The 23,067-nt window shown below is 69.8% G+C and carries 15 protein-coding genes and 1 riboswitch; of the genes, 9 read left to right on the plus strand and 6 right to left on the minus strand.

The window, feature by feature from the left end; all coding sequences use genetic code 11:
* The first annotated feature begins 4 nt into the window (after positions 1-4).
* From ACLJOU_RS08305 to ACLJOU_RS08320, 4 genes are all read left to right on the plus strand, one after another.
* Positions 5-4,144 (plus strand): LamG-like jellyroll fold domain-containing protein, encoded by a 4,140-nt coding sequence (locus ACLJOU_RS08305; RefSeq protein WP_410564601.1) that lies wholly within the window; start codon positions 5-7, stop codon positions 4,142-4,144.
* 43 nt (positions 4,145-4,187) lie between these two features.
* Positions 4,188-8,063: a hypothetical protein gene (locus ACLJOU_RS08310; RefSeq protein ID WP_410564603.1), complete on the plus strand. Its 3,876-nt coding sequence runs from the start codon at positions 4,188-4,190 to the stop codon at positions 8,061-8,063.
* Positions 8,064-8,159: 96 nt separating this feature from the next.
* Entirely contained in the window at positions 8,160-10,979 is a 2,820-nt protein-coding gene (locus ACLJOU_RS08315) for an RHS repeat-associated core domain-containing protein (protein ID WP_410564604.1), read from the plus strand.
* Positions 10,979-11,458 carry a hypothetical protein gene (locus ACLJOU_RS08320; RefSeq protein WP_410564605.1) on the plus strand — a complete coding sequence of 160 codons (480 nt, stop codon included), beginning with the start codon at positions 10,979-10,981 and terminating at the stop codon, positions 11,456-11,458. The genes ACLJOU_RS08315 and ACLJOU_RS08320 overlap by 1 nt, the downstream gene beginning before the upstream one ends.
* A gap of 15 nt (positions 11,459-11,473) precedes the next feature.
* On the opposite strand, the gene ACLJOU_RS08325 is transcribed toward ACLJOU_RS08320, so the two are convergent.
* Positions 11,474-12,007 carry a QsdR family transcriptional regulator gene (locus tag ACLJOU_RS08325; RefSeq protein WP_410564801.1) on the minus strand — a complete coding sequence of 178 codons (534 nt, stop codon included), beginning with the start codon at positions 12,005-12,007 and terminating at the stop codon, positions 11,474-11,476.
* Between the two features lie 43 nt (positions 12,008-12,050).
* Here ACLJOU_RS08325 and ACLJOU_RS08330 point away from each other — a divergent pair, with 43 nt between their 5' ends.
* Positions 12,051-13,007, plus strand: a complete 957-nt coding sequence (locus tag ACLJOU_RS08330; RefSeq protein ID WP_410564606.1) for a quinone oxidoreductase family protein — start codon at positions 12,051-12,053, stop codon at positions 13,005-13,007.
* On the opposite strand, the gene ACLJOU_RS08335 is transcribed toward ACLJOU_RS08330, so the two are convergent.
* From ACLJOU_RS08335 to ACLJOU_RS08355, 5 genes are all read right to left on the minus strand, one after another.
* A complete protein-coding gene (locus tag ACLJOU_RS08335; protein WP_410564608.1) occupies positions 12,984-14,231 on the minus strand; it encodes an aminodeoxychorismate synthase component I in 1,248 nt (415 codons plus the stop codon). The two genes, ACLJOU_RS08330 and ACLJOU_RS08335, sit on opposite strands and share 24 nt — an antisense overlap.
* 19 nt (positions 14,232-14,250) lie before the next feature.
* Positions 14,251-14,865, minus strand: a complete 615-nt coding sequence (locus ACLJOU_RS08340; protein WP_410564610.1) for a glycoside hydrolase family 25 protein — start codon at positions 14,863-14,865, stop codon at positions 14,251-14,253.
* A 78-nt stretch (positions 14,866-14,943) separates the two neighbouring features.
* Positions 14,944-15,708, minus strand: a complete 765-nt coding sequence (locus ACLJOU_RS08345) for an ABC transporter permease (protein ID WP_410564611.1) — start codon at positions 15,706-15,708, stop codon at positions 14,944-14,946.
* Positions 15,698-16,675, minus strand: a complete 978-nt coding sequence (locus ACLJOU_RS08350; protein ID WP_410564613.1) for an ATP-binding cassette domain-containing protein — start codon at positions 16,673-16,675, stop codon at positions 15,698-15,700. The genes ACLJOU_RS08345 and ACLJOU_RS08350 overlap by 11 nt, the downstream gene beginning before the upstream one ends.
* 81 nt (positions 16,676-16,756) lie before the next feature.
* On the minus strand, positions 16,757-17,353 hold the full coding sequence (locus ACLJOU_RS08355; protein WP_410564615.1) for a PadR family transcriptional regulator: 597 nt from the start codon (positions 17,351-17,353) through the stop codon (positions 16,757-16,759).
* 52 nt (positions 17,354-17,405) lie between these two features.
* On the opposite strand from ACLJOU_RS08355, the gene metG reads away from it, so the two are divergent.
* The 4 genes from metG (at position 17,406) to rsmA (ending at position 22,725) form a co-directional block, all read left to right on the plus strand.
* Positions 17,406-19,202 (plus strand): methionine--tRNA ligase, encoded by a 1,797-nt coding sequence (metG, locus tag ACLJOU_RS08360; RefSeq protein WP_410564617.1) that lies wholly within the window; start codon positions 17,406-17,408, stop codon positions 19,200-19,202.
* Positions 19,203-19,211: 9 nt separating this feature from the next.
* Positions 19,212-20,048 (plus strand): TatD family hydrolase, encoded by an 837-nt coding sequence (locus ACLJOU_RS08365; RefSeq protein ID WP_410564618.1) that lies wholly within the window; start codon positions 19,212-19,214, stop codon positions 20,046-20,048.
* 209 nt (positions 20,049-20,257) lie between these two features.
* Entirely contained in the window at positions 20,258-21,685 is a 1,428-nt protein-coding gene (locus ACLJOU_RS08370) for a transglycosylase family protein (protein ID WP_410564620.1), read from the plus strand.
* 203 nt (positions 21,686-21,888) lie between these two features.
* Positions 21,889-22,725: a 16S rRNA (adenine(1518)-N(6)/adenine(1519)-N(6))-dimethyltransferase RsmA gene (rsmA, locus tag ACLJOU_RS08375; protein ID WP_410564622.1), complete on the plus strand. Its 837-nt coding sequence runs from the start codon at positions 21,889-21,891 to the stop codon at positions 22,723-22,725.
* Positions 22,726-22,850: 125 nt separating this feature from the next.
* Positions 22,851-22,941, plus strand: a riboswitch (SAM riboswitch).
* The last annotated feature ends 126 nt before the right edge of the window (positions 22,942-23,067 follow it).

Consider the following 23,067-nt stretch of genomic DNA (forward strand, 5'->3'; position numbering starts at 1 on the left):
GCTCGTGTTGGCCGTGGCCTTCGGGATCGTCCCCGCCACGGCTTTTTTGCGCCCCGCGGCCGCCGTGGCCGACACCGCCGCGCAAGTGCCGGACACCGCGCCCGACGAGGCGACCGCGGCCCGCTACGCCGGCCGGGCGCACAAGCGCGTCCAGGTGATGGACCAGACCACTGAGACCGCCGAGACGTTCGCCGAGCCGGACGGGACCTTCACGACCACCCGCCACCTGCGGCCGGTGCGCGTCAAGCAGGACGGCGGCTGGATCACGCCCGACTCCACGCTCGCGCCGCAGGGCGGGGTGCTCGCCGCGAAGGCCGCCACCACCGGCGTCACGCTCTCGGCCGGCAAGCCGCGCGCGGTGAAGACCGCGGGCGCGCAGCCGCTGCTGCGCCTGACCCGCGACGGCACGACAGCCGGGTTCGACTGGGCCGGCACCCTGCCGGAGCCGGTCGTCACCGGGGCCACCGCCACCTACCCGGACGTCCTGCCCGGCGTCGACCTGCGGGTCGAGGTCGACCTCGACACGGTGCACGAGGTCGTCGTCGTCAAGACGCCCGAGGCCGCCGAGAACGTCACCACGCTCGGCTTCGGCGTGCCGGTGCAGAACGGTGCGGTCACGAAGGACGCCGACGGCACGCTGCACGTCCGCAACACCGCCGGGGACGAGAAGTTCACCGCCCCGCCCGCGACGATGTGGGATTCGGCGGGCATCGACCCGGACGGCCGCGACTTCACCCGCGGGCCGGCGCCGGGCGGGCACCGGGCCGCGGTCGGCGTCGACCTCGCCGCCAAGGCGAAGCTCACGCTGACTCCGGACCGGAAGCTGCTGACCGCGCCCGACACCGTCTACCCGGTCTACGTCGACCCGACGTGGCACGACATCTACTGCCAGAACTGCGGCCGCAACCACTACCTCGTCCAGTACGCCTGCGGCTCGAACAAGTCGCCGGGCGACGCGGTCTGGGACAGCGACGACAACCTCCGCGCCGGCTACGTGAACGACACGAAGTCGCTCTGCAACGGGTCGCACCTGATCACCGCCCGCTCGTTCGTCGAGATGAACCTGGGCGGGCTCGCCGGCAAGAAGATCTACGGTGCCCAGCTGAACCTCGGCCTGACCAACCCCGGCACCTGCGGCCGGACCAACAACATCGTCTGGTCCGGCGTGATCAGCCCCGGCTTGGCGTTCAACAGCGGGCCGCCGTGGTGGAACACGGTCGCGACGGTCGACGGCTGCTCGGCGAACGCCGGCTTCGACATCACCTCGACCATCGCGACCGCGGTCAACGGCAACTCGCCGACGTGGACGTTCGGCATCGTCTCGCCGGACGAGGGCGACCAGCTGACGTGGAAGCGCTACTCGACGCAGATCGGCTTCTCGGTCAGCTACAACTCCCCGCCGAACCAGCCGGCGAACCTCGCCATCTTCAACGGCACGCAGTCGTACCCCTGCGTGCAGGGCGCTTCGCGGCCGGTCCTCGGCCCGACGAGCACCGGCTACGTCACCCGGGCCAACGTCTCCGACCCCGACGGCAACGGGCTGGACGCCCGGTTCCGCATCTACAAGGGGCTCGTCAGCAAGGGCCCGGGCAACTACACCTGGGACGGCCGCGAGTTCGGCTCGGACAACATCGTCAGCGACGCCAACCCGGCGAACCGGAACGCGGTCACGACCCTGCCCAAGGACGAGATGAACGCCGACGGGCTCTACTCGTGGGACGTCCATTCGACGGACGGCAAGGACACCTCGTGGGCCGTGCCGTGCGAGGCCGAGGTGGAACTGACCCCGCCCGCGGCGCCGGCGGTGGCGTCGCAGACCTACCCGGCCGGCGCCTACGGCGGCGGCCCCGGCCGCGCCGGTGACTTCACGTTCACCCCGGCCGGCACCGCGGCCCCGGTCGACCACTACGTCTGGCGGCTGGACAACACGGCCGCGCCGAGCTGCAACGGCACCGAAGCCGGCACCGTGACGCCGAAGGCCCTCAACGGCCCCGGCACCGCGGCGATCGCGCCCGGCAGCTCCGGACCGCACGTGCTCAGCGCGTGGGCGTGCAACCGGGCGAAGACCCCGTCGAACCGGGTCGACTACGCGTTCACGGTGAAGGACGCCGCGGCTCCGGTCGCGTCCTGGCAGTTCGAAGGCGACGGCCGGTCGAAGGTCGCCGGCCTGCGCTACGCCGGGGCCGGTACCGGCAACTACGCCGCCGGCAAGCTCGGCCAGGCCGTGGCGCTGTCCGGCCAGACCGGCGACTACTTCGCGACGCCCGCCCGGGTCGTCGACACCACGAAGTCGTTCTCCGTGTCGGCCTGGGTCAACGCCGCCGACCTGACCGGCCAGCGGGCCGTGCTCTCCCAGGACGGGGACCAGACCAGCGGGTTCTCGCTGCAGTACCTCGCCGGCAAGTGGGCGTTCAGCCTGAGCGGCGCCGACGTCGCCAACCCGGCGGTCACCTCGGCCGTTTCCGGGACCACGCCGGCCACCGGGACCTGGACCCACCTCGCCGGGGTCTACGACGCGACCGCGCACACCGCGGCGCTCTACGTCGGCGGCGCCCTCCAGCAGACAGTGTCCGCGACGGCCGCGAACGTGAGCGGTCCGCTCGTGCTGGGCGGCGCCAAGTCGGGCGGCGTCCGCACCTACCTGACCAAGGGCGCGATCGACGAGGTGGCGGTGTTCGGGCGGGCCCTGTCCGCGGCCGAAGTCACCACGCTGTACGGCGCCAACGGCGTCCCCACCGGCCTCAACGCGGCCCGCGAGTACACAGTGGACGGAACGACCGACGACGCCACCGGCACCGAAGGCACCCTGGTCCCGGCGAACACCGCCTACGGCCCCGGGTATTCGGACTCGCCGGGCCAGTCCGCCACCGAGGACGCGATCGGCCACGGCCGGGGGCAGGCGCTCGTCGACCAGGGCCAGGGCTACGCCGCGACGTCGTCGCCCGTGGTCGACACCGCGCAGAGCTTCACCGTCTCGGCGTGGCTCAAGGTCGACAAGCCCGACTTCTACACGCTCACGGCGCAGGAAGGCACCTCGGGCGACTCGTTCATGCTCAGCACTTCGCCCGACAACGTCGCGTTCGGCCTGAGCACCACCGACGCGGTCGGCGACGCGGGCAACTGGCGGTGGGCGGGGACGTCCATCACCCCCTACGTCGGCAAGTGGACCCACGTCACCGGCGTGTACGACACCGTCTCGGGCAAGGAACGGCTGTACCTGAACGGCCTGCAGGCCTCGGAAACCGTCATCCCCGCGGGCACCGTCTGGCGCTCCACCGGCCCGTTCGGGATCGCGAAGCAGCCGGGACGGCAGATCGGCGCCTTCGCCGGTTCGATCGACCAGGTCCAGGTCTGGGACCGGGCCCTGCCGGCCGCGGAGGTCGCCGGCCTCGCGAACACCGCGGTGCTGCGGGCGAACTACCAGCTCGACGGCACGATGACCGACTCGGTCAGCGGCGTGACGGGCACCCCGAAGGGCAACCTCCAGATGACCACCGACGAGAACGGCGCGAACGTCGCCCGCTTCCCGTTCGAGTGGGGTTCCCAGATCGAGGGCCCGCGGCCGCAGAACTTCCGCAGCGACCGCAGCTTCACCGTCGAGGCGTGGGTCAAGCACACGTGGACCGACGCCGACGCGGCGAGGGAAAAGCAGCGGGACCCGTCCGACCCCGGCGGGGTCGACAAACCCGGCCGGACCGCGCTCGGCGCGAACGCCTCGGTCTACTCGCCGTACCTGCTGGGCTACCGCGGCGTCCAGGACGCCGCCGGAGTCTGGCACCCGCGCTGGAGCTGGGCGATGTGGATGGCCGAGTCGACCCCGACGACGCCGGTGGCCATCCTGGCCACCCCGGACGCCGACGCCGGGTCGAACGTCTGGACCCACCTCGCCGGAACGTACGACGCCGTCACGCACCGAGCGTGCCTGTACGCGACGACCGACGCCTACCAGTTCACGACCAAGTGCGTCGACAACGTCGTGGGCTGGAACGGCGCCAGTGACACCGAAGACCTCTTCCTCGGGCGCGGCCGCTTCCAGGGCCTCGACTCCGACTACTGGTACGGCGACCTGCGCGGGATCCGCGTCTACAGCGGGGTGCTCGACCAGCAGCACATCAACGCCGACGTCGTGCTCGACCACCCGTAACCCACCGGCTTCCCCCGCGTTCGCAGGATTGGACAGGTTCGTCATGCGCAGAACTGCCCGCTGGGCCCGGCTGGGCCGCTCGTCCCGGTTCACCGCGGCGGTGCTCGTGGTCGCCCTGCTCGGTTCCGGCGGCACGGCCGTCGCCGCGCCGGTCACGCCCGGCGGCTGGTCGGTGCCGCCGGGGCCGAAGGAGAAGAGCATCCCGGTGCGGCCGGTGGCGCCCGGGAAGCTGCCGGAGATCAAGATCGGCACGCCGCCCGTGACGCCGCCGGTCTGGCCGGCCGAGAAGGACGCCGACGTCCAGCTCGCGCCGTCGGCCGCCGCGCAGCCGGTGCGCGCGGCGGACACGCCGGTGCGGCTCGGCCGGGTGGCGGCCGCGGCCAAGCCCGCCCAGGTGCACGTCAAGGTGGCCGGCCACCAGGCGGCGGACGCGCTCGGGCTCGACGGCGTCGTCCTGGCGGTCACCGGCGCCGCCGACGGCCCCGTCCGCGTCGCGCTCGACTACAGCGGGTTCGCGAACGCGTACGGCGGCGGCTGGAGCGACCGGCTCCGGCTGTTCACGCTGCCCGCGTGTGCACTGTCCACACCGGACAAAGCGGAGTGCCGCAAGCGCACGCCGATCGCCGGTTCGGCCAACGACGCCAAGGCGAAGCAGGTGAGCGCCGACGTCGCACCCAGCGGGCAGACGCAGGTGCTCGCGGCCGCGGCCACCACGTCCGGGTCGGCGGGCACGCCCACGGCGATGCCGCTCTCGGCGGCCGGGGACTGGTCCGGCGGCGGTTCGGGTGGCGACTTCACCTACAGCTACCCGTTCGGGGCGCCGAAGGCCCCGAACGGCGCCGCACCCAACCTCGCGCTGAGCTACTCCTCGGGCAGCATCGACGGCCTGACGTCGGCGACGAACAACCAGGCGTCGTGGATCGGCGACGGCTGGGACTTCACGCCCGGCGGGTTCATCGAACGCCACTACAAGGGCTGCAGCGAGGACCTCGGCGGCAACAACGGCCAGACGAAGACCGGCGACCAGTGCTGGGGTCCCGACAACGCCTCGCTCGTCCTCGGCGGCCGGTCGACGCAGCTGATCAAGGTCAGCGACACGTTGTGGCGGCCCAAGAGCGACGACGGGTCGAAGGTAGAGCTCCTGACCGGCGCGGCGAACGGCGTCTCCCACGGCCAGCACTGGCGCGTCACGACCGGTGACGGCACCCAGTACTACTTCGGCCTCAACCACCTGCCCGGCTGGACCAGCGGCAAGCCGGAAACGCAGTCCGCGTGGACGGTTCCCGTGTTCGGCAACAACGACGGCGAAGACTGCTACAAGGCGGGCGACTTCGCGCACTCGTGGTGCCAGCAGGGCTGGCGCTGGAACCTCGACTACTCCGTCGACCCGCACGGCAACGTCAGCACGTACTACTACCAGCCGGAGAAGAACTCCTACGGGCTGAACCTGAACGTCACCTCGGCCGGCACGTCGTACGTGGCGGGCGGCTACCCGCTGCGCCTCGAATACGGCCTGCGCCTGGTGAACGGCAGCGTCTACGGCACCGGGCCGACGAACCAGGTCGTCTTCGACACGGCCGAGCGCTGCATCCCGGACGCGTCCTTCGACTGCGCCCCGGCGAAGCTCACGGCCGCGAACGCCGCGCACTGGCCGGACGTCCCGTTCGACCAGATCTGCGCCGAGGGCGCCACCTGCGACTACGGCGCGCCCGCCTTCTTCACGCGCAAGCGCCTGACCGCGGTGCGGACCCAGTACTTCACCGGGACGACCCCGCACGACATCGACCAGTGGGACCTCGTGCAGTCCTACCCGGCGTCGGGGGACAACGCGCCGCCGGCACCGTGGCTCAACTCCGTCACCCGCACCGGGAAGGCCGCCACCCCGGCGATCACCCTGCCGCCGACGCAGTTCGACCGCTACATCTTCCCGAACCGCGTCGACACGCTCGGCGACAAGTACGCGGCGATCACCCGCAGCCGCCTCAAGGAGATCCGCACCGAGACCGGCAGCCGGATCTCGGTGACGTACTCGGCGCAGGACTGCGTGCCGGGCACGAAGATGCCGGCGTCGCCGCAGACGGACAAGTTCCGCTGCTTCGCCTCCTACTGGAGCCCGCCCGAGTCGAAGGACCCGGTGCTGGACTGGTTCCACAAGTACGTCGTCACCGACGTCACCGAGGACGACGGCCCGGGCGACGCGATCCCGGTCGAGACCCACTACAGCTACCCCGCCGACAGCGCGGCCTGGCACTACGACGACAGCCAGTTCACCCCGGACGACCGCCGCACCTGGAACCAGTGGCGGGGCTACAACGTCGTGACCACGTCGATCGGCGCGCCGGGCGCGACGCAGACCGTCACCGAGTCCCTGTACCTGCGGGGCATGGACGGCGAGGTGGTCACCGACTCCGACGGCGGCACCATCACCGACGCCGACCCGCTGCAGGGCTTCGTCCGCGAGTCCCGGACGAAGCTGGACGACGGCAGGACGATCGACTCGGGGTCGGTCAACGACCCGTGGCTGCGCGGCCCGACGGCGACCAGTTCCGACGGGCGCCTCAAGGCGTACATGATCGACACCCAGTCGGTGCGCGGCCGCACGCTGCTGTCGGACGGCAGGACCTACCGGCGCACGCAGGTGAACAAGAAGTTCAACGACAACGGGATGGCCACCCAGGTCGAGGACCTGGGTGACACGTCGGCCCCGGCCGACGACACCTGCACCAACACGACGTTCGTCGCGAACGACGCCGGAATGTTCGACCGGTCGAGCGAGGCCGTGATGTTCGGCGGCAACTGCGCCGGCACCCAGACGGCGGCGAACAGCATCACCGACGTCAAGGTCGCCTACGACCACCAGGCCGTCGGGGCGGCGCCGACGAAGGGTGACATCACCGAGCAGGACACTCTCGACACGTGGGACGCCGGCGGCAAGCACTACGTCGCCACGGCGAAGAACGACTACGACGACCTGGGCCGGGAAACGCAGGCGTGGGACGTCTTCGGCAACCTGACCAAGACCGAGTTCACCGGCGGCCCCGTCACCCAGATCAAGACGACCAACCCGCTCGGCTGGACGGCGACGACGACCCTCGAGCCCGCGCGCGGCAACCCGACGGCCTCGGTGGACGTCAACAGCGTCCGGACGGACATCGACTACGACGCCCTCGGCCGGAAGGCCGCGGTCTGGAACCCGGGCCGGCTCAAGGCGAGCCAGACGGCGAGCGCGACCTTCGAGTACGGGATGAGCCAGACCGGCCCGGTCTTCGTGCGCACGAAGACGCTGCAGGACACGGGGAACTACACCGACTCGTACACGATCTACGACAAGCTCGGCCGGGTCCGCCAGACCCAGGTCCCGGCCCAGGGCGGCGGCCGGATCATCGCCGACACGCTCTACGACTCGCGCGGTCTCCAGTTCAAGACGAACGCGCCGTTCTACAACGACGCGTCCGGGCCGAACGAGACGCTCGTCGGGGCCGCGGACAACGACGTGCTGGCGCAGACGGTCACCGAGTACGACCGCCGGGCGCGGCCGACCGCGTCGATCCTGCTGTCCAAGAGCGTCGAGCAGTGGCGGACCAGCACCCGGTACGAGGGTGAGCGGACCACGACGATCCCGCCCGCGGGCGGCTCACCGTCCACAGTGGTCACCGACGCGCAGGGGCAGACCGTCCAGCGGCTGCAGTACACCGACGGTTACACGCCGGGCGGCGCGAACCCGGCCGACGTCACGACGTACACCTACAACGCGGCCGGCGCGTTGACCTCGGTCCAGGACGCGTCGGGCAACACCTGGTCGACCAAGTACGACCTGCGCGGCCGCAAGGCCGAGCAGAACGACCCGGACGCCGGGCGCACGACGTTCACCTACGACCAGGCCGGGCAGCTCAAGACGACCACGGACGCCCGGAACTAGACGCTCGTCTACACCTACGACACGCTCGGCCGGAAGATCCGCGAGAACAAGGACTCCGACACCGGACCGCAGCTGGCGACCTGGACGTACGACACCGTGCTGCACGGGCTCGGCCTGCCGGCCTCCTCGACCCGCTGGGACGGCACGGACGGCTACACCAACCGCGTCGTCGCCTACGACGGGTTCAGCAGGCCCACCAAGACGGCCGTCGACATCCCCGCCAAGGAGGACGCGCTCAAGGGCACGTACGAGTTCTCGACGGCGTACACGGCGACCGGCGCCATCGCGAAGACGGTGAGCCCGGCGGCGGGCAACCTGCACCAGGAAAACGTCATCCACACGTACACCGACCTGGGCCTGCCCTCGACGACGTACGCGCTCGACTCGACGACCGGGGCCCGCACGGACCTGGTGTCGTCGACCGGCTACACGTCGCTCAACGAGATGTCGACCCTGCAGCTGGACAGCGCGACGTCCGTGTCGAACGTCGGCGTGACGCAGACGTACGACCAGGTCACCCGGCGCGCGCAGACCACGACGGTGAGCCGCGAGACGCAGGTCGGCGCCGAGCTGACCAAGCGGACCTACACCTACGACCCGGCGGGCAACGTCCGGAAGATCGCGGACACGCCCGCCGGCGCGGCGGCCGACATCCAGTGCTTCGACTACGACTACCTGCAGCGGATGACGGACGCGTGGACGCCGTCTTCGGGCGACTGCGCGACGGCGAAGTCGTCGTCCACCCTGGGCGGTGCGGCACCGTACTGGAACAGCTACACGTTCGACAAGACGGGCAACCGCAAGACGCAGGTCGAGCACAAGGCCGCCGGCGACGTGACGACGACGTACACGTACCCGGCGCCGGGCGCCACGGCGGTCCGGCCACACGCGCTGCAGAAGACGGACACCGCGGGCCCGAACGGCACGGCCACGGCTGGCTACACCTACGACAAGGCCGGTTCGGTGGAGACGCGCAACGTCGGCGGCGACACGCAGACGTTCACGTACGACGCCGAAGGCCGCACGGCGACGGAGACGGACAAGGGCGGCCAGAGCTCGTACGTCTACGACGCGGACGGCAACCGCCTGATCGCCCACGACCCGACGGGCGCCACCCTGTCGATCGGCGACCTCGAGGTCTTCCAGACGGCCGGCACGCACGCGTCGACGGCGATCCGGTTCTACGCGCACGGCGGCACGCAGGTGGCCGAGCGCGTCGGCTCGTCCGGGCTGCGCTGGATGCTGGGCGATCTGCACGGCACGAACGGCCTGTCGATCACGCAGGGGACGCTGCAGCCGAACCAGCGCTACACGGACCCGTTCGGCAACGTCCGGGCGCAGACGTCGACGTGGCCGGACAAGCACGGGTTTGTGGGCGGCTACCAGGACACGACGGGCCTGACCCACCTGGGCGCGCGCGAGTACGACCCGGTGACGGGCCGGTTCACGAAGGTGGACCCGGTGCTGACCCCGGACCTGCCCCAGACGTTGAACGCGTACGCGTACGCGAACAACTCGCCGGCAACGGAGTCGGACCCGTCGGGGCTGTCGGCGTGTCACTCGATGGGGTCGGACGGCCTCCTGTGCAATCCGGGCACACCGCAGGCGGAGGGCTGTTCCTGGAACCCGAACTGCAACGTGGTGGGCCACCACACGCAGCAGGAGATCGACAAGCGCAGCGGGAAGACGGCCCACGACCAGTACCTGGCGGCCCACAACGTCAACACGGCGGCCTACAAGGACGCACAGGCGGTGGTGAAGAAGTCCAAGTGGGACGTGTTCGTCGAAGCGGCGGGCGAGCTGATCAAGGGCTTGATCGGCTGGGACGACATCAAGGACTGCGTGACGCAGGGAGCGTTCGGCGCGTGCGTCCGCACGGTGATCAACTTCATCCCGTGGGGCAAGATCCTGAAGGCCGGCGAGATCATCGCGGACTTCTGGAAGGGCGCAAAGGCCCTGATCACGTTCGGCAAGGAGGTCGAGAAGGCCGAGAAGGTCATCGTCGACACGGAGAAGGTCCTGGTCGACGCGGACAAGGCCGCCAACGCGGCGGCTGATGCCGAGCACGCTGTTTCGGAGGTCGCCCACGGAGCGGAGGAGGCCAAGGGCGCCGAGGCCGGAGCTTCGGAAGCTGCTGAGAGCGGTGCTTCGTGTCCGTTGCACAGTTTCGTGGCGGGTACGCAGGTTCTGCTGGCCGATGGCTCGACGAAGCCGATCGAGCAGGTCGTCGATGGTGACGTGGTCACGACGACCGATCCGGCGACCGGTGCTGCCGAGCAGCACAAGGTGGTCGGTACGTTCGTCCACAGCGACGAGCAGCAACGCACCGAGCTCACCCTGGACTCGGGTGCCTCGCTGACGGCCACGGACTGGCACCCCGTGTGGGTGGAAGAGGTGGGTGACTGGGTCGCGATCGGTTCGCTGACCGCCGGCGAGCACCTACACTCGGCGGATGGTCGGTCGGTCGAGGTCAAGTCGGTCCGCCACTTCGAGCAGCAGGCGCCGGTCTACGACCTCACGGTGGATTCGGTCCACGACTATTACGTCGGCGCTGGCGCCGGCGCGGTCTCGGTCCTGGTCCACAACTGCGCGGCGCCGAACGTCCGAGTCTCCCCGAGCTATGGCGACTGGCCGACAAAGGGAGCCCACGTGCATGTAGGCAAAGCCGAAGTTCGGGTTTTCCCGAACCATCTGGGTGGAGTCGGGTTCAAGCCGATCAGGCTGGGCAGTGTAACGGCCAGTGCGCGAGACGTGTCAGCTGCGCGAGATGCGGTCATGAACAACCCTTCTATTCGAGACAGCCTGATTGACCAGGCTACATCGGCGATGGAACACATGAACAGTCATAACTGGGGGAACAGCAGAAACCGCGCATTCGAAATGAAGATGCTCATCACGGCGTTGGGCAAGATCTGATGACCTTGCTCGAGAGCTTGTCCGAGATTGTCTGCGCCGGTTCCGTGGCGCGTGTCGGTCTCGGGTCTTCTTCGGCGCAGATCCGTGAGGCCCTCGGGGCGGAGTTGCTCGCCGACAGGGATAGAAAAGCCCTCCGGCTTGACTACGGGATGCTGGAGTTCAACCTGTATTCGGATCGATGTGAGACAATTTCGGTGCAGCTGCACCGGCTGGCCGGAGATCCTGGCATTGGGGCCACCGGTGTCTTGCCGATCGGGCAGCGGGCAGAAGCTGACACCGTTGCTCTCGATGATTTGCAAGCAGCTCTTATTCGAAGGTGTTCACTGAATTTGGCGGAAGGGGATAATCGGGCTGGATATCGGTGCTACCGAGTGGTCGGTCGGCATGTGATGATATATGTGGTCTCCGGTGGTGATATCGGCGATGACTCACCGGGAATCGGAGACATCTGGTCGATCAACATCGTTGGGGCGGGCTGAAGTTTCGTCGTCGGCTCACGTCAACAACGCGGTCACCGCGGCATGCGCCTTTTCCGCATCGGGCGCATCCCCGGTGATCACGTCCGTGTACACGAACGACTCCCCGATCCGCACCAGCAGGTAAGCCAGGTCCGGCACCGGCAACGGCGGCACCAACCGCCCCGCTGCCACCTCGCCGGCCAGCAGGTCCGAAAGCCGGGCCGTCGTCCGCTGCTGGCAAACGCTTGCGCGCGTCGTCAACAGCCGCAATGCCCGCTCCGGCTCTCGGCGCAAGAAGTCCCGGAACGGGGGTGAGTCGTTCGCGAAGCGGACGTATCCGCTCACGAAGTCCGCCACCCCCGCCGCACCTCGGCCGACGCACGACGGCCACAGCAGAGCGATCGAAGCCGACGAAAGCGACCACAGGATCTCGCCCAGCAGGCGGTCCCGTGAGCCGACCCGCCGGTGCAGGGTCGCTCGGCTGATCGACAGCTCCTCCGCCAGCTCGCCCATGTCCACCCGGCGGCCGGCCAGGAACCACTCACGCGCCCGCTCGAACTCCTGAGACATATGCCAGAATGTCTCACACCCAAGTACGGAGAGGGACAGCGACATGCGCGCAGTGCAGGTGACCGAGTTCGGCGGGCCCGAGGTGCTCACCCCCGTCGAGCTGCCCGATCCCGTCGCCGGCCCCGGTGAGGTGCTCATCGACGTCGAGCGCATCGGCGTCAACTACGCCGACACCCACCAGGCCGAGAACTCCTACCTCGCCCCCAGCAAGCTGCCGCTCGTTCCCGGCGGCGAAGTCGTCGGCACCCACGACGGCAAGCGGGTCGTCGCCCTGCTCAACGGCGGCGGTGGGTACGCCGAGAAGGCCGTCGCCCCCGCGGCGACCACCTTCCCCGTCCCGGACGGCATCGACGACCTCACCGCCCTCTCCATGCTGGTCCAGGGCACCACCGCCTGGGTCCTGCTCCGCAAGAACGCCCACCTCGAAAAGGGCGAATCGGTCGTCGTGCACGCCGCCGCCGGTGGGGTGGGGACCGTTGCCGTGCAGCTCGCCAAGGCCTGGGGTGCTGGCCGCGTCATCGCCACCGCCAGCAGCGACGAGAAGCGCGCCCTCGCCCTCGAGCTCGGTGCGGACGTCGCCGTCGACTCCCGCGCCGAAGACATGACCGCCGTCCTGATCGAGGCGAACGGCGGCCGCCGGGTCGATGTCGTGCTCGACATGGTCGGCGGGACCACCACCGACCAGAGCATCGCCGCGCTCGCGCCCTTCGGGCGGCTCGCCTTCTACGGCATGGCCGGTCGCGAAAACCCGAAGCCGGTCGAGCTGCGCAACGTTCTCGGCCACAGCACCACCATCAGCGGCATGTGGCTGCCGCACGTCTTCCGGCTGCCCGGCAACGTCTTCGGGACCGCGCTCACCGAGCTGTTCGACCTGGTGATCCAGAACAAGCTCAAGGCGATCCCGGGCGGCGAGTACGCGCTGTCGGACGCCCGCGGCGCGCACGAGGCCCTCCGGTCCCGCAAGACCGTCGGGAAGCTACTGCTCGACCCCGGCAAGTAGGCGTTCCAGGGGTGCCGCCTTATGGAGGCACTCCTGCCACTCCGCCTCCGGGTCCGAATCCGCCGTGATCCCGCCGCCGACACCCAGCGACACGGTGCCGGCGGCGATCTCGAACGTCCGGATCGCGACGTTCAGCTCCAGTCCCGCCACCGGCGACACGAGCCCGATCGCGCCCGTGTACACCCCGCGGCCGCAGGGCTCCAGGGCCGCGATCAGGTCCAGCGCCCGGATCTTCGGCGCCCCGGTCACCGAGCCCGGCGGGAAGGTCGCGGAAAGCAGCCCGGAATCCGGCACGCCTGGTCGCAGCACCCCGGTCACCGTCGAGTCCAGGTGCCAGACCCCCGGCGCCGGGCGGACGTCCAGCAGCGACGGCACCGTCACCGACCCGACGGAGCACACCCGGCCCAGGTCGTTGCGCACCAGGTCGGTGATCATCACGTTCTCCGCCACGTCCTTGGTGGACTGACGCAACAGCCGAGCGTTCCCGTCGTCCGCGGGGCCGCGCCGGGGAAGCGTCCCCTTGATCGGCGTCGACCGTACCGAACGCCCGTGCCGCGCGAGGAACAACTCCGGCGAAAACGAGACCACCGATCCCCAGGAGCCGGACAAGAAGGCCGCCCGGCGCGGGGACAGCGAAGAAATCCCGGCCGCGAACAAGGCTGCGGAGGACCCGGAGAACGAACCCGTGAACCGCGAGCAGATGTTCGCCTGGAACAGCTCCCCGGCCTCGATCGCGTGCACGCACGCCTTCACCGCGTCCCGGTGTTCCGAAGGCAGCGGACGCCGCAACGGCCCGGCGGTCCACGACGAAGACGGCACCGGAGCAGCCAGCAGCGACTCCATTGTGGACATCGATGGTCCGCCGCCGTCGAGGGATTCCAGGTAGCACGTCCCGGACGCGGACCACCGCAGCACGTGGTCCGCCCACCCCCACGCCGACGCGGGCAGCGCGCCGGTCCGGCCGGACGGGTCGGCCAGGTCGTACGAGAGGTACCCGAACCAGCCCCCGCCGAGCACGCCCGGCGGGCCGTCGACCTCCTCGCAGGAGGGGAACTCACCCGGAACGACCGCGAGCGAAGGTGCGATCACCGCTTCGGCGGAGAACCAGTCACCCGACAGCATCGCCGGCGGCGGCAACCCGCGCGAAGCCGCGTGGTGAGCGAGTAACGAAAAAGCGCGCGCAGGCGTGACATTCGTCCGGAGCGGCCTGCTCGTCACGCGCATGGCGACATACCACCACACGTCAGAGCAGCAAATCACCCAATGTGAACGGGTACACGACGGCGTTCTGCTCCACCGGCGCGGCGATGCCGGGGACGTCCGGGGCGTACGCGTGCTGGTGCACCCCGAGCCGCGAGTGGAACCAGCCCGCCCGGCCCGGGATCCCGTTGTGCCGGACGAGCCACAGCACGACCTCGCTGTCGGCCCAGCGGTCGGGGTGCAGGCGGTGCTGCCAGCAGTCGAAGTCGGCGTAGACCAGCACCCGCTCGATGCGGGCCGCGTGCCGGACGTGCTTGATCCACGCCTTGACGAACCGGTCGTCGACGCTGGGTGCGGCCACCTCCAAGGCCGGTGCGAGCGAGCCGGTGGCGAACGCGCCCAGCCTGCTGGCCGTCCGCACGAAGAAGTCCGCCTGGTCGTGGACCGCGCCGGGCCGCGCGTAGTGCCGCCCGCCGGCGTGCAGCCCGGCCTCCTGCGCGCCGGCCAGGTTGCGCTCCGCCGCGGGGTTGCTCCAGTTGACGTTCTCGCTGATCGTCACCGACACGAACCGCGTCTGTGCGGCCCGCACGGCCTGCCAGTCGGTCACGCGCTCGCGGTGCGACAGCGAGATGCCGAGCTCACTCTCCGGCTCTGTCACGGTCCGCCCCCGGCTGTCGGTGGAGAGCACACCATACGTCGCCGGGAGCGGACCCGCAGTGAACACGCGCGCGGTTGATCAGGCGTTTTCCCTCTGGAAGGTGCGTGTTCCCCACCACAGGGACAACAGCGCCATCACCAGCACCACGACACCGCCCGTGAACAGGGCGTCCATCGTGAAGTCGCCGCGGAAGGTGTTCCGCTCCACGTCGACGACGTGGCGGAACGGGTTGATCTGCGAAATCGTGTACAGCCAGTCCGGCGCGACCCCGGACGTGATCGGCAGCAGGATCCCCGAAAGCAGCAGCAGCGGGATGAGCACCGCGTTGAGCAGGGCCGGGAAGGTCTCCTCGCTCTTCAGCGTCAGCGCCAGCGCGTAGGAGCACGACGCCAGCGACACCGCGAGCAGGAACACGATCAGCAGGCTCAGCAGCACGCCGCCGACCGGTGCGTCCAGGTCGAACGCCAGGTACGCGAGCGCGATGATCAGCAGCGCCTGGACGACGGCCTGCAGCGCGCTGGCCAGCACCTTGCCCAGCAGCAGCGCGACCCGGCTGACCGGCGTCACCCGGAACCGTTCGACGACGCCGGAGCGGTATTCGGCGAGCAGCCCGAAGCCGACGAACGAGCTGCCGAACAACGCCAGCTGGGCGATCAGCGCCGGGGTGAGCAGCATCCAGCCGTCCACTTCGGACAGGCCCTGCGCCTGCATGGCCTTGACCATCAGCGGCCCGAACAGGAACAGGTAGAGCAGCGGCTGCATGATCCCGATCAGCACCCAGGTCGGGTTGCGCAGCGCCGCGGTCATTTCGCGGCGGAAGATCAGCCAGGTGTCACGCAGCACGGCCGGCCTCCTCCGCTTCCCGCAGCGAACGCCCGGTCAGGGTCAGGAAAACGTCGTCGAGCGTGGGCCGGTGCACCTGGACCGACCGCATCGGGATGCTCTTCGCGTCCAGCGCCCGCAGCAGCTCGGGCAGGGCGACGTCGCCGCGCGGCACCCGGAACCGGACCTCCCCGCCGTCGACGGCCAGCTCCTGCGCGCCCGCGAGCCGGCCCGCGATCTCGGCGGCGTCCGTGGCCTGCTCCGGGTCGACGCCCACCTCGACGCGGTCGCCGTTGACCCGGGCCTTCAGCGCGTCCGGGGTGCCCTCGGCCACGATCCGGCCGTCGTCGATGACGATCAGCCGGTCCGACAGCGCGTCGGCCTCGTCCAGGTAGTGGGTCGTCAGGAAGACCGTGACCCCCTGTTCGGCGCGCAGCCGGCGGATGTGGTCCCACAGATTGGCGCGGCTCTGCGGGTCGAGCCCGGTCGACGGCTCGTCGAGGAACACCAGGCCGGGTGCGTGGATCAGTCCGAGCGCGATGTCGAGCCGCCGCCGCTGGCCGCCCGACAGCGTCTTGGTCAGCCGCTGGTCCAGCCCGGTCAGGTCGAGCTGCTCGGCCAGTTCGGCGCCCCGCGCGATCGCGTCGGCCTTGCTCATCCGGTAGAGCCGCCCCTGCAGCTCCAGCTCGTCGGCGACCTTGCTTTCGGGCGCGCTGCCGCCGCCCTGGGCGACGTACCCGATGCGCTTGCGCACGCCCAGCGGATCGGCCAGCAGGTCGCAGCCGCCGACGGTCGCGGTGCCCGCGGTCGGCTTCAGCAGCGTGGTCAGCATGCGCAGCGTGGTCGTCTTCCCGGCGCCGTTGGGCCCGAGGAAGCCGACCAGCTCGCCCGCTTCGACGTCGAGGTCGACGCCTCTCACCGCGTGTACTTCGCCCCCAGAGCGGCCTCTGCGGCGGAACCGCCGCTCGAGACCGCGTGCCGTGATCATGAGAACCCCTCTCGAAGGTAGTCAAAGTTGACTAGCGCATCCGCACACTGTGCCCGAGATCGACCGGCTAGTCAAACTTGATTACCAGGAAGGTGGTGTGCCGAACGCGGCGTCGTCCTCGTCGGACATCACGTACTCGCCCGCTTCGAGCCGTGCGATCAGGCCTTCGAGCCAGGCGAGGCTCGCGTCGGTGATGCCGCCCCACAGCCGGTACAGCTCGCCGACGTGTTCCGGCGTGCCCAGTTCCATGCTCGCTTTCACCTCTTCGAGCATCATCCGGGCCTGCCGCTGCTCGGCCTCCAGGTGCACGAGCCGGTGCCGGAGCAGGTTGATCACGCGGGCGCGGGGGAACGACGTCATCAGCGAGATCCCCGCCGACAGGTCCGGGTGGTTGAGCGACGGATCGGACAGCGCCTTCGACAGCAGCACCTGGTACTCCTGCTCGCCGTCCTCGGTGAGCCGGTAGGCGACGCGGTCCGGTCCGGCGCCCGGCTCCACGTCGACCGGCTCCAGCAGGTCTTCGGCGGTCATCTTCTTCAGCGCGTGGTAGATCGACCCGGGCTGGACGTTCGCCCACTTGTCCGCCGACCAGCTCAACAGCTCACGCCGCACCTGGTAGCCGTGCGCGCGGCCGTACATCCGCACGACCCCGAGCACCAGCAGGCGTGTCGTCGACAACCGGGCCTCCCTCTCGACAAAGCACGTGACGCCCTCCGTAGGCTAATAAGGTATGAGCACCCCTGTGTTGACCGCGGTGGCCTGGCCCTACGCCAACGGCCCCCGCCACATCGGCCACGTGTCCGGATTCGGCGTCCCGTCCGACGTCTTCTCCCGCTACCAGCGAATGGCCGGCAACCGGGTGCTCATGGTGTCCGGCACCGACGAACACGGCACCCCGATCACCGTCCAGGCGGACAACGAGAACTCGACGCCGCAGGAGACCGCGGACAAGTACACCCGCCAGATCGGCAACGACCTGCAGGGCCTCGGCCTGTCCTACGACCTGTTCACGCGGACCTCCACCGGCAACCACGCCGAGGTGACGCAGCAGATCTTCCTGGCGCTGCACCGCAACGGCTACGTCGTGCCGAAGACCACGCGCGGCGCGATCAGCCCGTCCACCGGACGCACGCTGCCCGACCGCTACGTCGAGGGCACCTGCCCGATCTGCGGGTACGACGGCGCCCGCGGCGACCAGTGCGACAACTGCGGCAACCAGCTCGACGCCGCGGAGCTGATCAACCCGAAGTCGCGGATCAACGGCGAGACGCCGAAGTTCGTCGAGACCGAGCACTACTTCCTCGACCTGCCCGCGTTCACCAAGACCCTCGGCGACTGGCTGTCGACCAAGACCGACTGGCGCCCGAACGTCCTCAAATTCACCAAGAACCTGATCGACGACATGCGGCCGCGGCCGATCACCCGCGACCTCGACTGGGGCGTCAAGATCCCCCTCGACGGCTGGCGCGACCAGCCGCTGAAGCGGTTCTACGTCTGGTTCGACGCGGTGATCGGCTACTTCTCGGCCAGCGTCGAGTGGGCGCGGCGCTCCGGCAACCCGGACGCGTGGCAGGAGTGGTGGAACAACGCCGACGCCCGGTCGTACTACTTCATGGGCAAGGACAACATCACCTTCCACGCCCAGATCTGGCCTGCCCTGCTGTTCGGCCACAACGGCGAGGGCGACAAGGGCGGCGAGCCCGGCAAGTACGGCCGCCTGCACCTGCCGGACGAGATCGTCTCCAGCGAGTTCCTCACCATGAGCGGCTCGAAGTTCTCGACCTCGCGCGGGCGCGTGATCTACGTCGAGGACTTCCTGCGCGACTTCGGCCCGGACACGCTGCGGTACTTCATCTCGGTCGCCGGCCCGGAGACCCAGGACACCGACTTCACCTGGGACGAGTTCGTCCGCCGGACCAACTTCGAGCTGGCCAACGAGTGGGGCAACCTGGTCAACCGGTCCATCTCGATGGCGCACAAGAACGTCGGCGCCATTCCGCGCCCGGAGGCCCCGACGGCGACCGACGAAGAGCTGAAGGCGTTGTCCCGCAAGGCGTTCGACACCGCGGGCGCGCACCTGGCCCGGTCCCGGTTCAAGCTGGCGGCCGGCGAGGCGATGAAGGTCGTCACCGCGGCGAACAAGTACCTCTCCGACCAGGAGCCGTGGAAGCTCAAGGACGATCCCGCGCGGCGCGACACCGTGCTCCACACCGCGCTGCAGGTCGTCTCGGACGCCAACACGCTGCTGACGCCGTTCCTGCCGCACTCGGCGCAGAAGGTGCACGAGGCCCTCGGCGGCACCGGTGTCTGGGCCGCCCAGCCGGAGCTGAAGGAGGTCGACGACCTCGACATCGCCGGCCGGGTCAACCCGATCCTCACCGGCGACTACGCGGCCGAGCAGGCCAGGTGGGAGTCGAAGCCGATCGAGGTCGGCAAGCCCCTGGCCAAGCCGTCGCCGCTGTTCACCAAGCTCGACCCGGCGCTCGGCGAGACCGGTCCGGAGTGGGCGCCGATCATCAAGGAGTAAGAAGTACGCATGGGTGAAGAGAAGCGCGAGCTGCCGCCGGTCCCGGATCGGCTCCCGGTGTCGGTGGTGGACGCGCACACCCATCTCGACGCGTGCGGCGCGGTCACCGCGGCCGATGTCACGGCCATGGTCGACCGCGCCGAGCGCGCCGGCGTCGCGCGCGTCGTCACGGTGGCGGACGACCTCGCCTCGGCCCGCTGGGCCGCCGAGGCCACCACCTGGGACCGCCGGGTCTGGGCCGCCGTCGCGATCCACCCGACCCGGACCAAGGAGTTCGGCGACGCCGAAAAGGCCGAGGTGGCGCGCCTGGCGGCGCACGAGCGCGTGGTCGCCGTCGGCGAAACCGGCCTCGACTACTACTGGGACTACTCGCCGCACGACGCCCAGCAGGAGGCGTTCCGCTGGCACATCGACCTCGCGAAGCGGCTGGACAAGCCGCTGATGATCCACGACCGCGAGGCCCACGACGACGTCCTGCGCATCCTGGCCGAGGAGGGTGCGCCGAATGCCGTAATTTTCCATTGTTTTTCCGGCGACGCGGAAATGGCCCGCAAGTGCGTCGACGCGGGGTATGTCCTTTCCTTCGCGGGCACCGTCACGTTCAAGAACGCGAAAGGGCTCCACGAGGCGGCCCGGCTCTGCCCGGCGGGGCAGTACCTCGTCGAGACCGACGCGCCGTTTCTGACCCCCCACCCGTTCCGTGGGCGGCCGAACGAGCCGTTCGGCGCCGCTTACACCGTCCGTCACCTCGCGGCGCTCAGAGGCGAAGCTGTCCACGAGGTCGCCGAAGCGGTCCGGACCACCGCCGAACGGGTCTACCGACTCCCCAGTGTCACAACGGGTTGAACGCATTGCGACAACGGGGTTCCCCGCTCGCCCACCTGATGGAGTGACCCAGATCACGACACTCCGGGGGGTGTTTGCGCAACCCGCCGGGACCCGTTACTGTCCCGTGATCGTGCCGGTCGGACCTGTGCTCAGCAGTTGCCGATCGTCACGCCCAGTCGTAGAGACGGCGCCCCCGACCGTCGTCTCGTGAAAGGGAACGATCCCCGGTGACAGGTAGCAGACAGGCTGGAGCGCGCTCCGCCGTCCTCGAACGCAGTCATTTCGAGGACACGGCATACGGCCAGCTCGACTTCTCCGACGACCCGAACATCACGCAGCAGGACATCCTCGCCGCGCTCGGCTCCGATGCCGAAGCGATGATGGCCGAGATCGACGTCGACGTCGACGAACTGATCCGCCTCATCAACGCCGAGACGACCTACCTGCCGCCCATCGTCATCCCGGACGAGGTGGAGGCGGACCGCACCGCGTCGCCGCAGGCCCGCAAGGCCGCGCTGGACGAGGGCCTCCGCGAGACCACCAAGGTCTGGAAGCGCCGGTTCCTCAAGGGCGCCGTCCTGTCCGTGATGATCTCGATCGCCGGCGGCGGCGCGGCCGCGCTGGCGATGAACAAGAGCGTCACCGTCGACGTCGACGGCCAGCAGACCACCGTGCACTCCTTCGGCGACACCGTCGGCGAGGTGCTCGAGGACGCGGGCCTGTCCGTCGGCGAGCACGACTCGCTGTCCCCCTCCCCGCAGGCCGAGGTCGGCGACGGCGGCGTCATCAAGCTCGAGCGCGGCCGCCAGCTGAAGCTGCTCGTCGACGGCGTCGAGCGCACCTCCTGGGTCCGCGCGACCCACCTCGGCGACGCGCTGAGCCAGCTCGGCATGGCCGAAGCCGACAAGGCCGGCACGTGGATGTCGATGCCGAAGAACGGCGAGCTGCCGCTGCAGGGCGCGACCGTCGAGATCAAGACGCTCAAGAACATCACCCTGTACGACGGCGGCAACGCGCCGAAGCAGGTGAAGACGACCGCGGTCACGACGAAGGAGTTCCTGGGCGAGTACAAGCTCACCCTGGGCCCGGACGACCAGGCCGAGGGTGGTCTGGACGTCAAGCTGACCGACGGCGCCGAGGTGCACATCAGCCGCACCGGCGTCTCGACGGTCACCCAGAAGGAGAGCATCGACCCGCCCGAGCAGCGCGTCGACGACCCGGACCTGGCCAAGGGCAAGACGCAGGTCGAGGACCCCGGCACGCCGGGTGAGAAGGAAGTGACCTACAAGGTCACGCAGAAGAACGGCAAGGAGACCGGCCGGGAGAGCATCTCCGAGAAGGTCCTCACCCAGCCGAAGCCGAAGATCGTCCACGTCGGCACCAAGCAGGCCCCGACGCCCGAGATCGGCGACGGTTCCGCGTGGGACCGCATCGCGCAGTGCGAGTCGGGCGGCAACTGGGCCATCAACACGGGCAACGGCTACTACGGCGGCCTCCAGTTCGACAAGCAGACGTGGAACGCCTACGGCGGCGACCAGTACGCCCCGCTGCCGAACCAGGCCACGCGTGAGCAGCAGATCGCGATCGCGGAGAAGGTCAAGGCCGGCCGCGGCGGCAGCTACAGCGCCTGGCCGGTCTGCGGCAAGAAGGCCTGACAGCGTTTTCGGAAACGGCCCCCGTCCACCTCGGACGGGGGCCGTTTCGCGTGTCGACCCTCCAGTCACGCGTGTCGACCCTTCAGTCACGCGTGTCGACCCTTCAGTCACGCGTGTCGACCCTTCAGTCACGCGAGTTGACCTCCAGTCACGCGAGATCCGCCGCTGATCACGCGAGTTCCGGGTTCAAGTAAGCTCCACCGGTGGTTGAACTGCTGGGACCGGCCGAGATCCGCGGGCTGGCGGCCGAACTCGACGTCCGGCCGACCAAGAAGCTCGGGCAGAACTTCGTGCACGATCCCAACACCGTCCGCCGGATCGTCGAACTCGCGAACATCACCGAAGACGACGTCGTCCTCGAGGTCGGGCCCGGGCTCGGCTCGCTGACGCTCGGGCTGCTCGCCACCGGGGCGCGGGTCGTCGCCGTCGAAATCGATCCCAAGCTCGCCGCGCGGCTGCCCGAGACCGTCGCCGAGCGGGGCCCCGAAGCCGCGGAACGGCTGACCGTCGTCGGTGCCGACGCGCTGCGCGTCACGCGCGCGGAGCTGGGCGAGCCGACCGCCCTCGTCGCCAACCTGCCCTACAACGTCGCCGTGCCCGTGGTGCTGCACCTGCTCGCCGAGGTGCCCTCCCTGAGGACCGGGCTCGTCATGGTGCAGACCGAGGTCGCCGACCGGATGGCCGCCGGCCCGGGCAGCCGGATCTACGGCGTGCCCAGCGTCAAGCTCGCGTGGTACGGCACCGCACGCAAGGTCGCCGCGGTGCCACGCTCCGTGTTCTGGCCGGTACCGAACGTCGATTCCGCGCTCGTCGCTTTCGAACGCGGCGACGCGACGGCGTCCGCGGACCGGGACAGCCTTTTCGGTCTCGTGGACGCCGCGTTCTCACAGCGCAGGAAGACGCTCCGCGCCGCGCTCGCGGGCTGGGCCGGCTCGGCCGAGCGGGCCGGCGAACTCCTGAGGGCCGCCGGGATCGACCCGAAGACCCGCGGTGAGCAGCTGGACGTGCACGACTTCGCCCGGATCGCCGCCGCGCGCTAGCCGCTCCACAGTGGAAGCGGAAAATACGCCCTCGGAGGCCCCGTTCCCGCGATCCGGACACCTCCAGTCGTGTGATCTGGGCCGATGGGCTTGCTTTCGCTGCTCGGGATCGGTTTTACTCAATACGTCCATCCCGAGCGACTGAGAGACCTGGCTCGCCGAAGTCGCAGCAACCACCCTCCGCAGGGCAGGTGCTACCGCCAGGACCGATGGAGGCCGTTTTCGATGAAGAGGGTAGCTCGCCCCCTGCTCCTGACCCGGCGTCGCGTCGTCGACGAAGGCCGCCGCTCCGTGACCGCATGTCGGCGCTCCAACTGAGCTAGTCCGAGCCGGTCCACCTCT

The organism is Amycolatopsis sp. cmx-4-61, from assembly GCF_046548775.1.
GTDB lineage: Bacteria > Actinomycetota > Actinomycetes > Mycobacteriales > Pseudonocardiaceae > Amycolatopsis.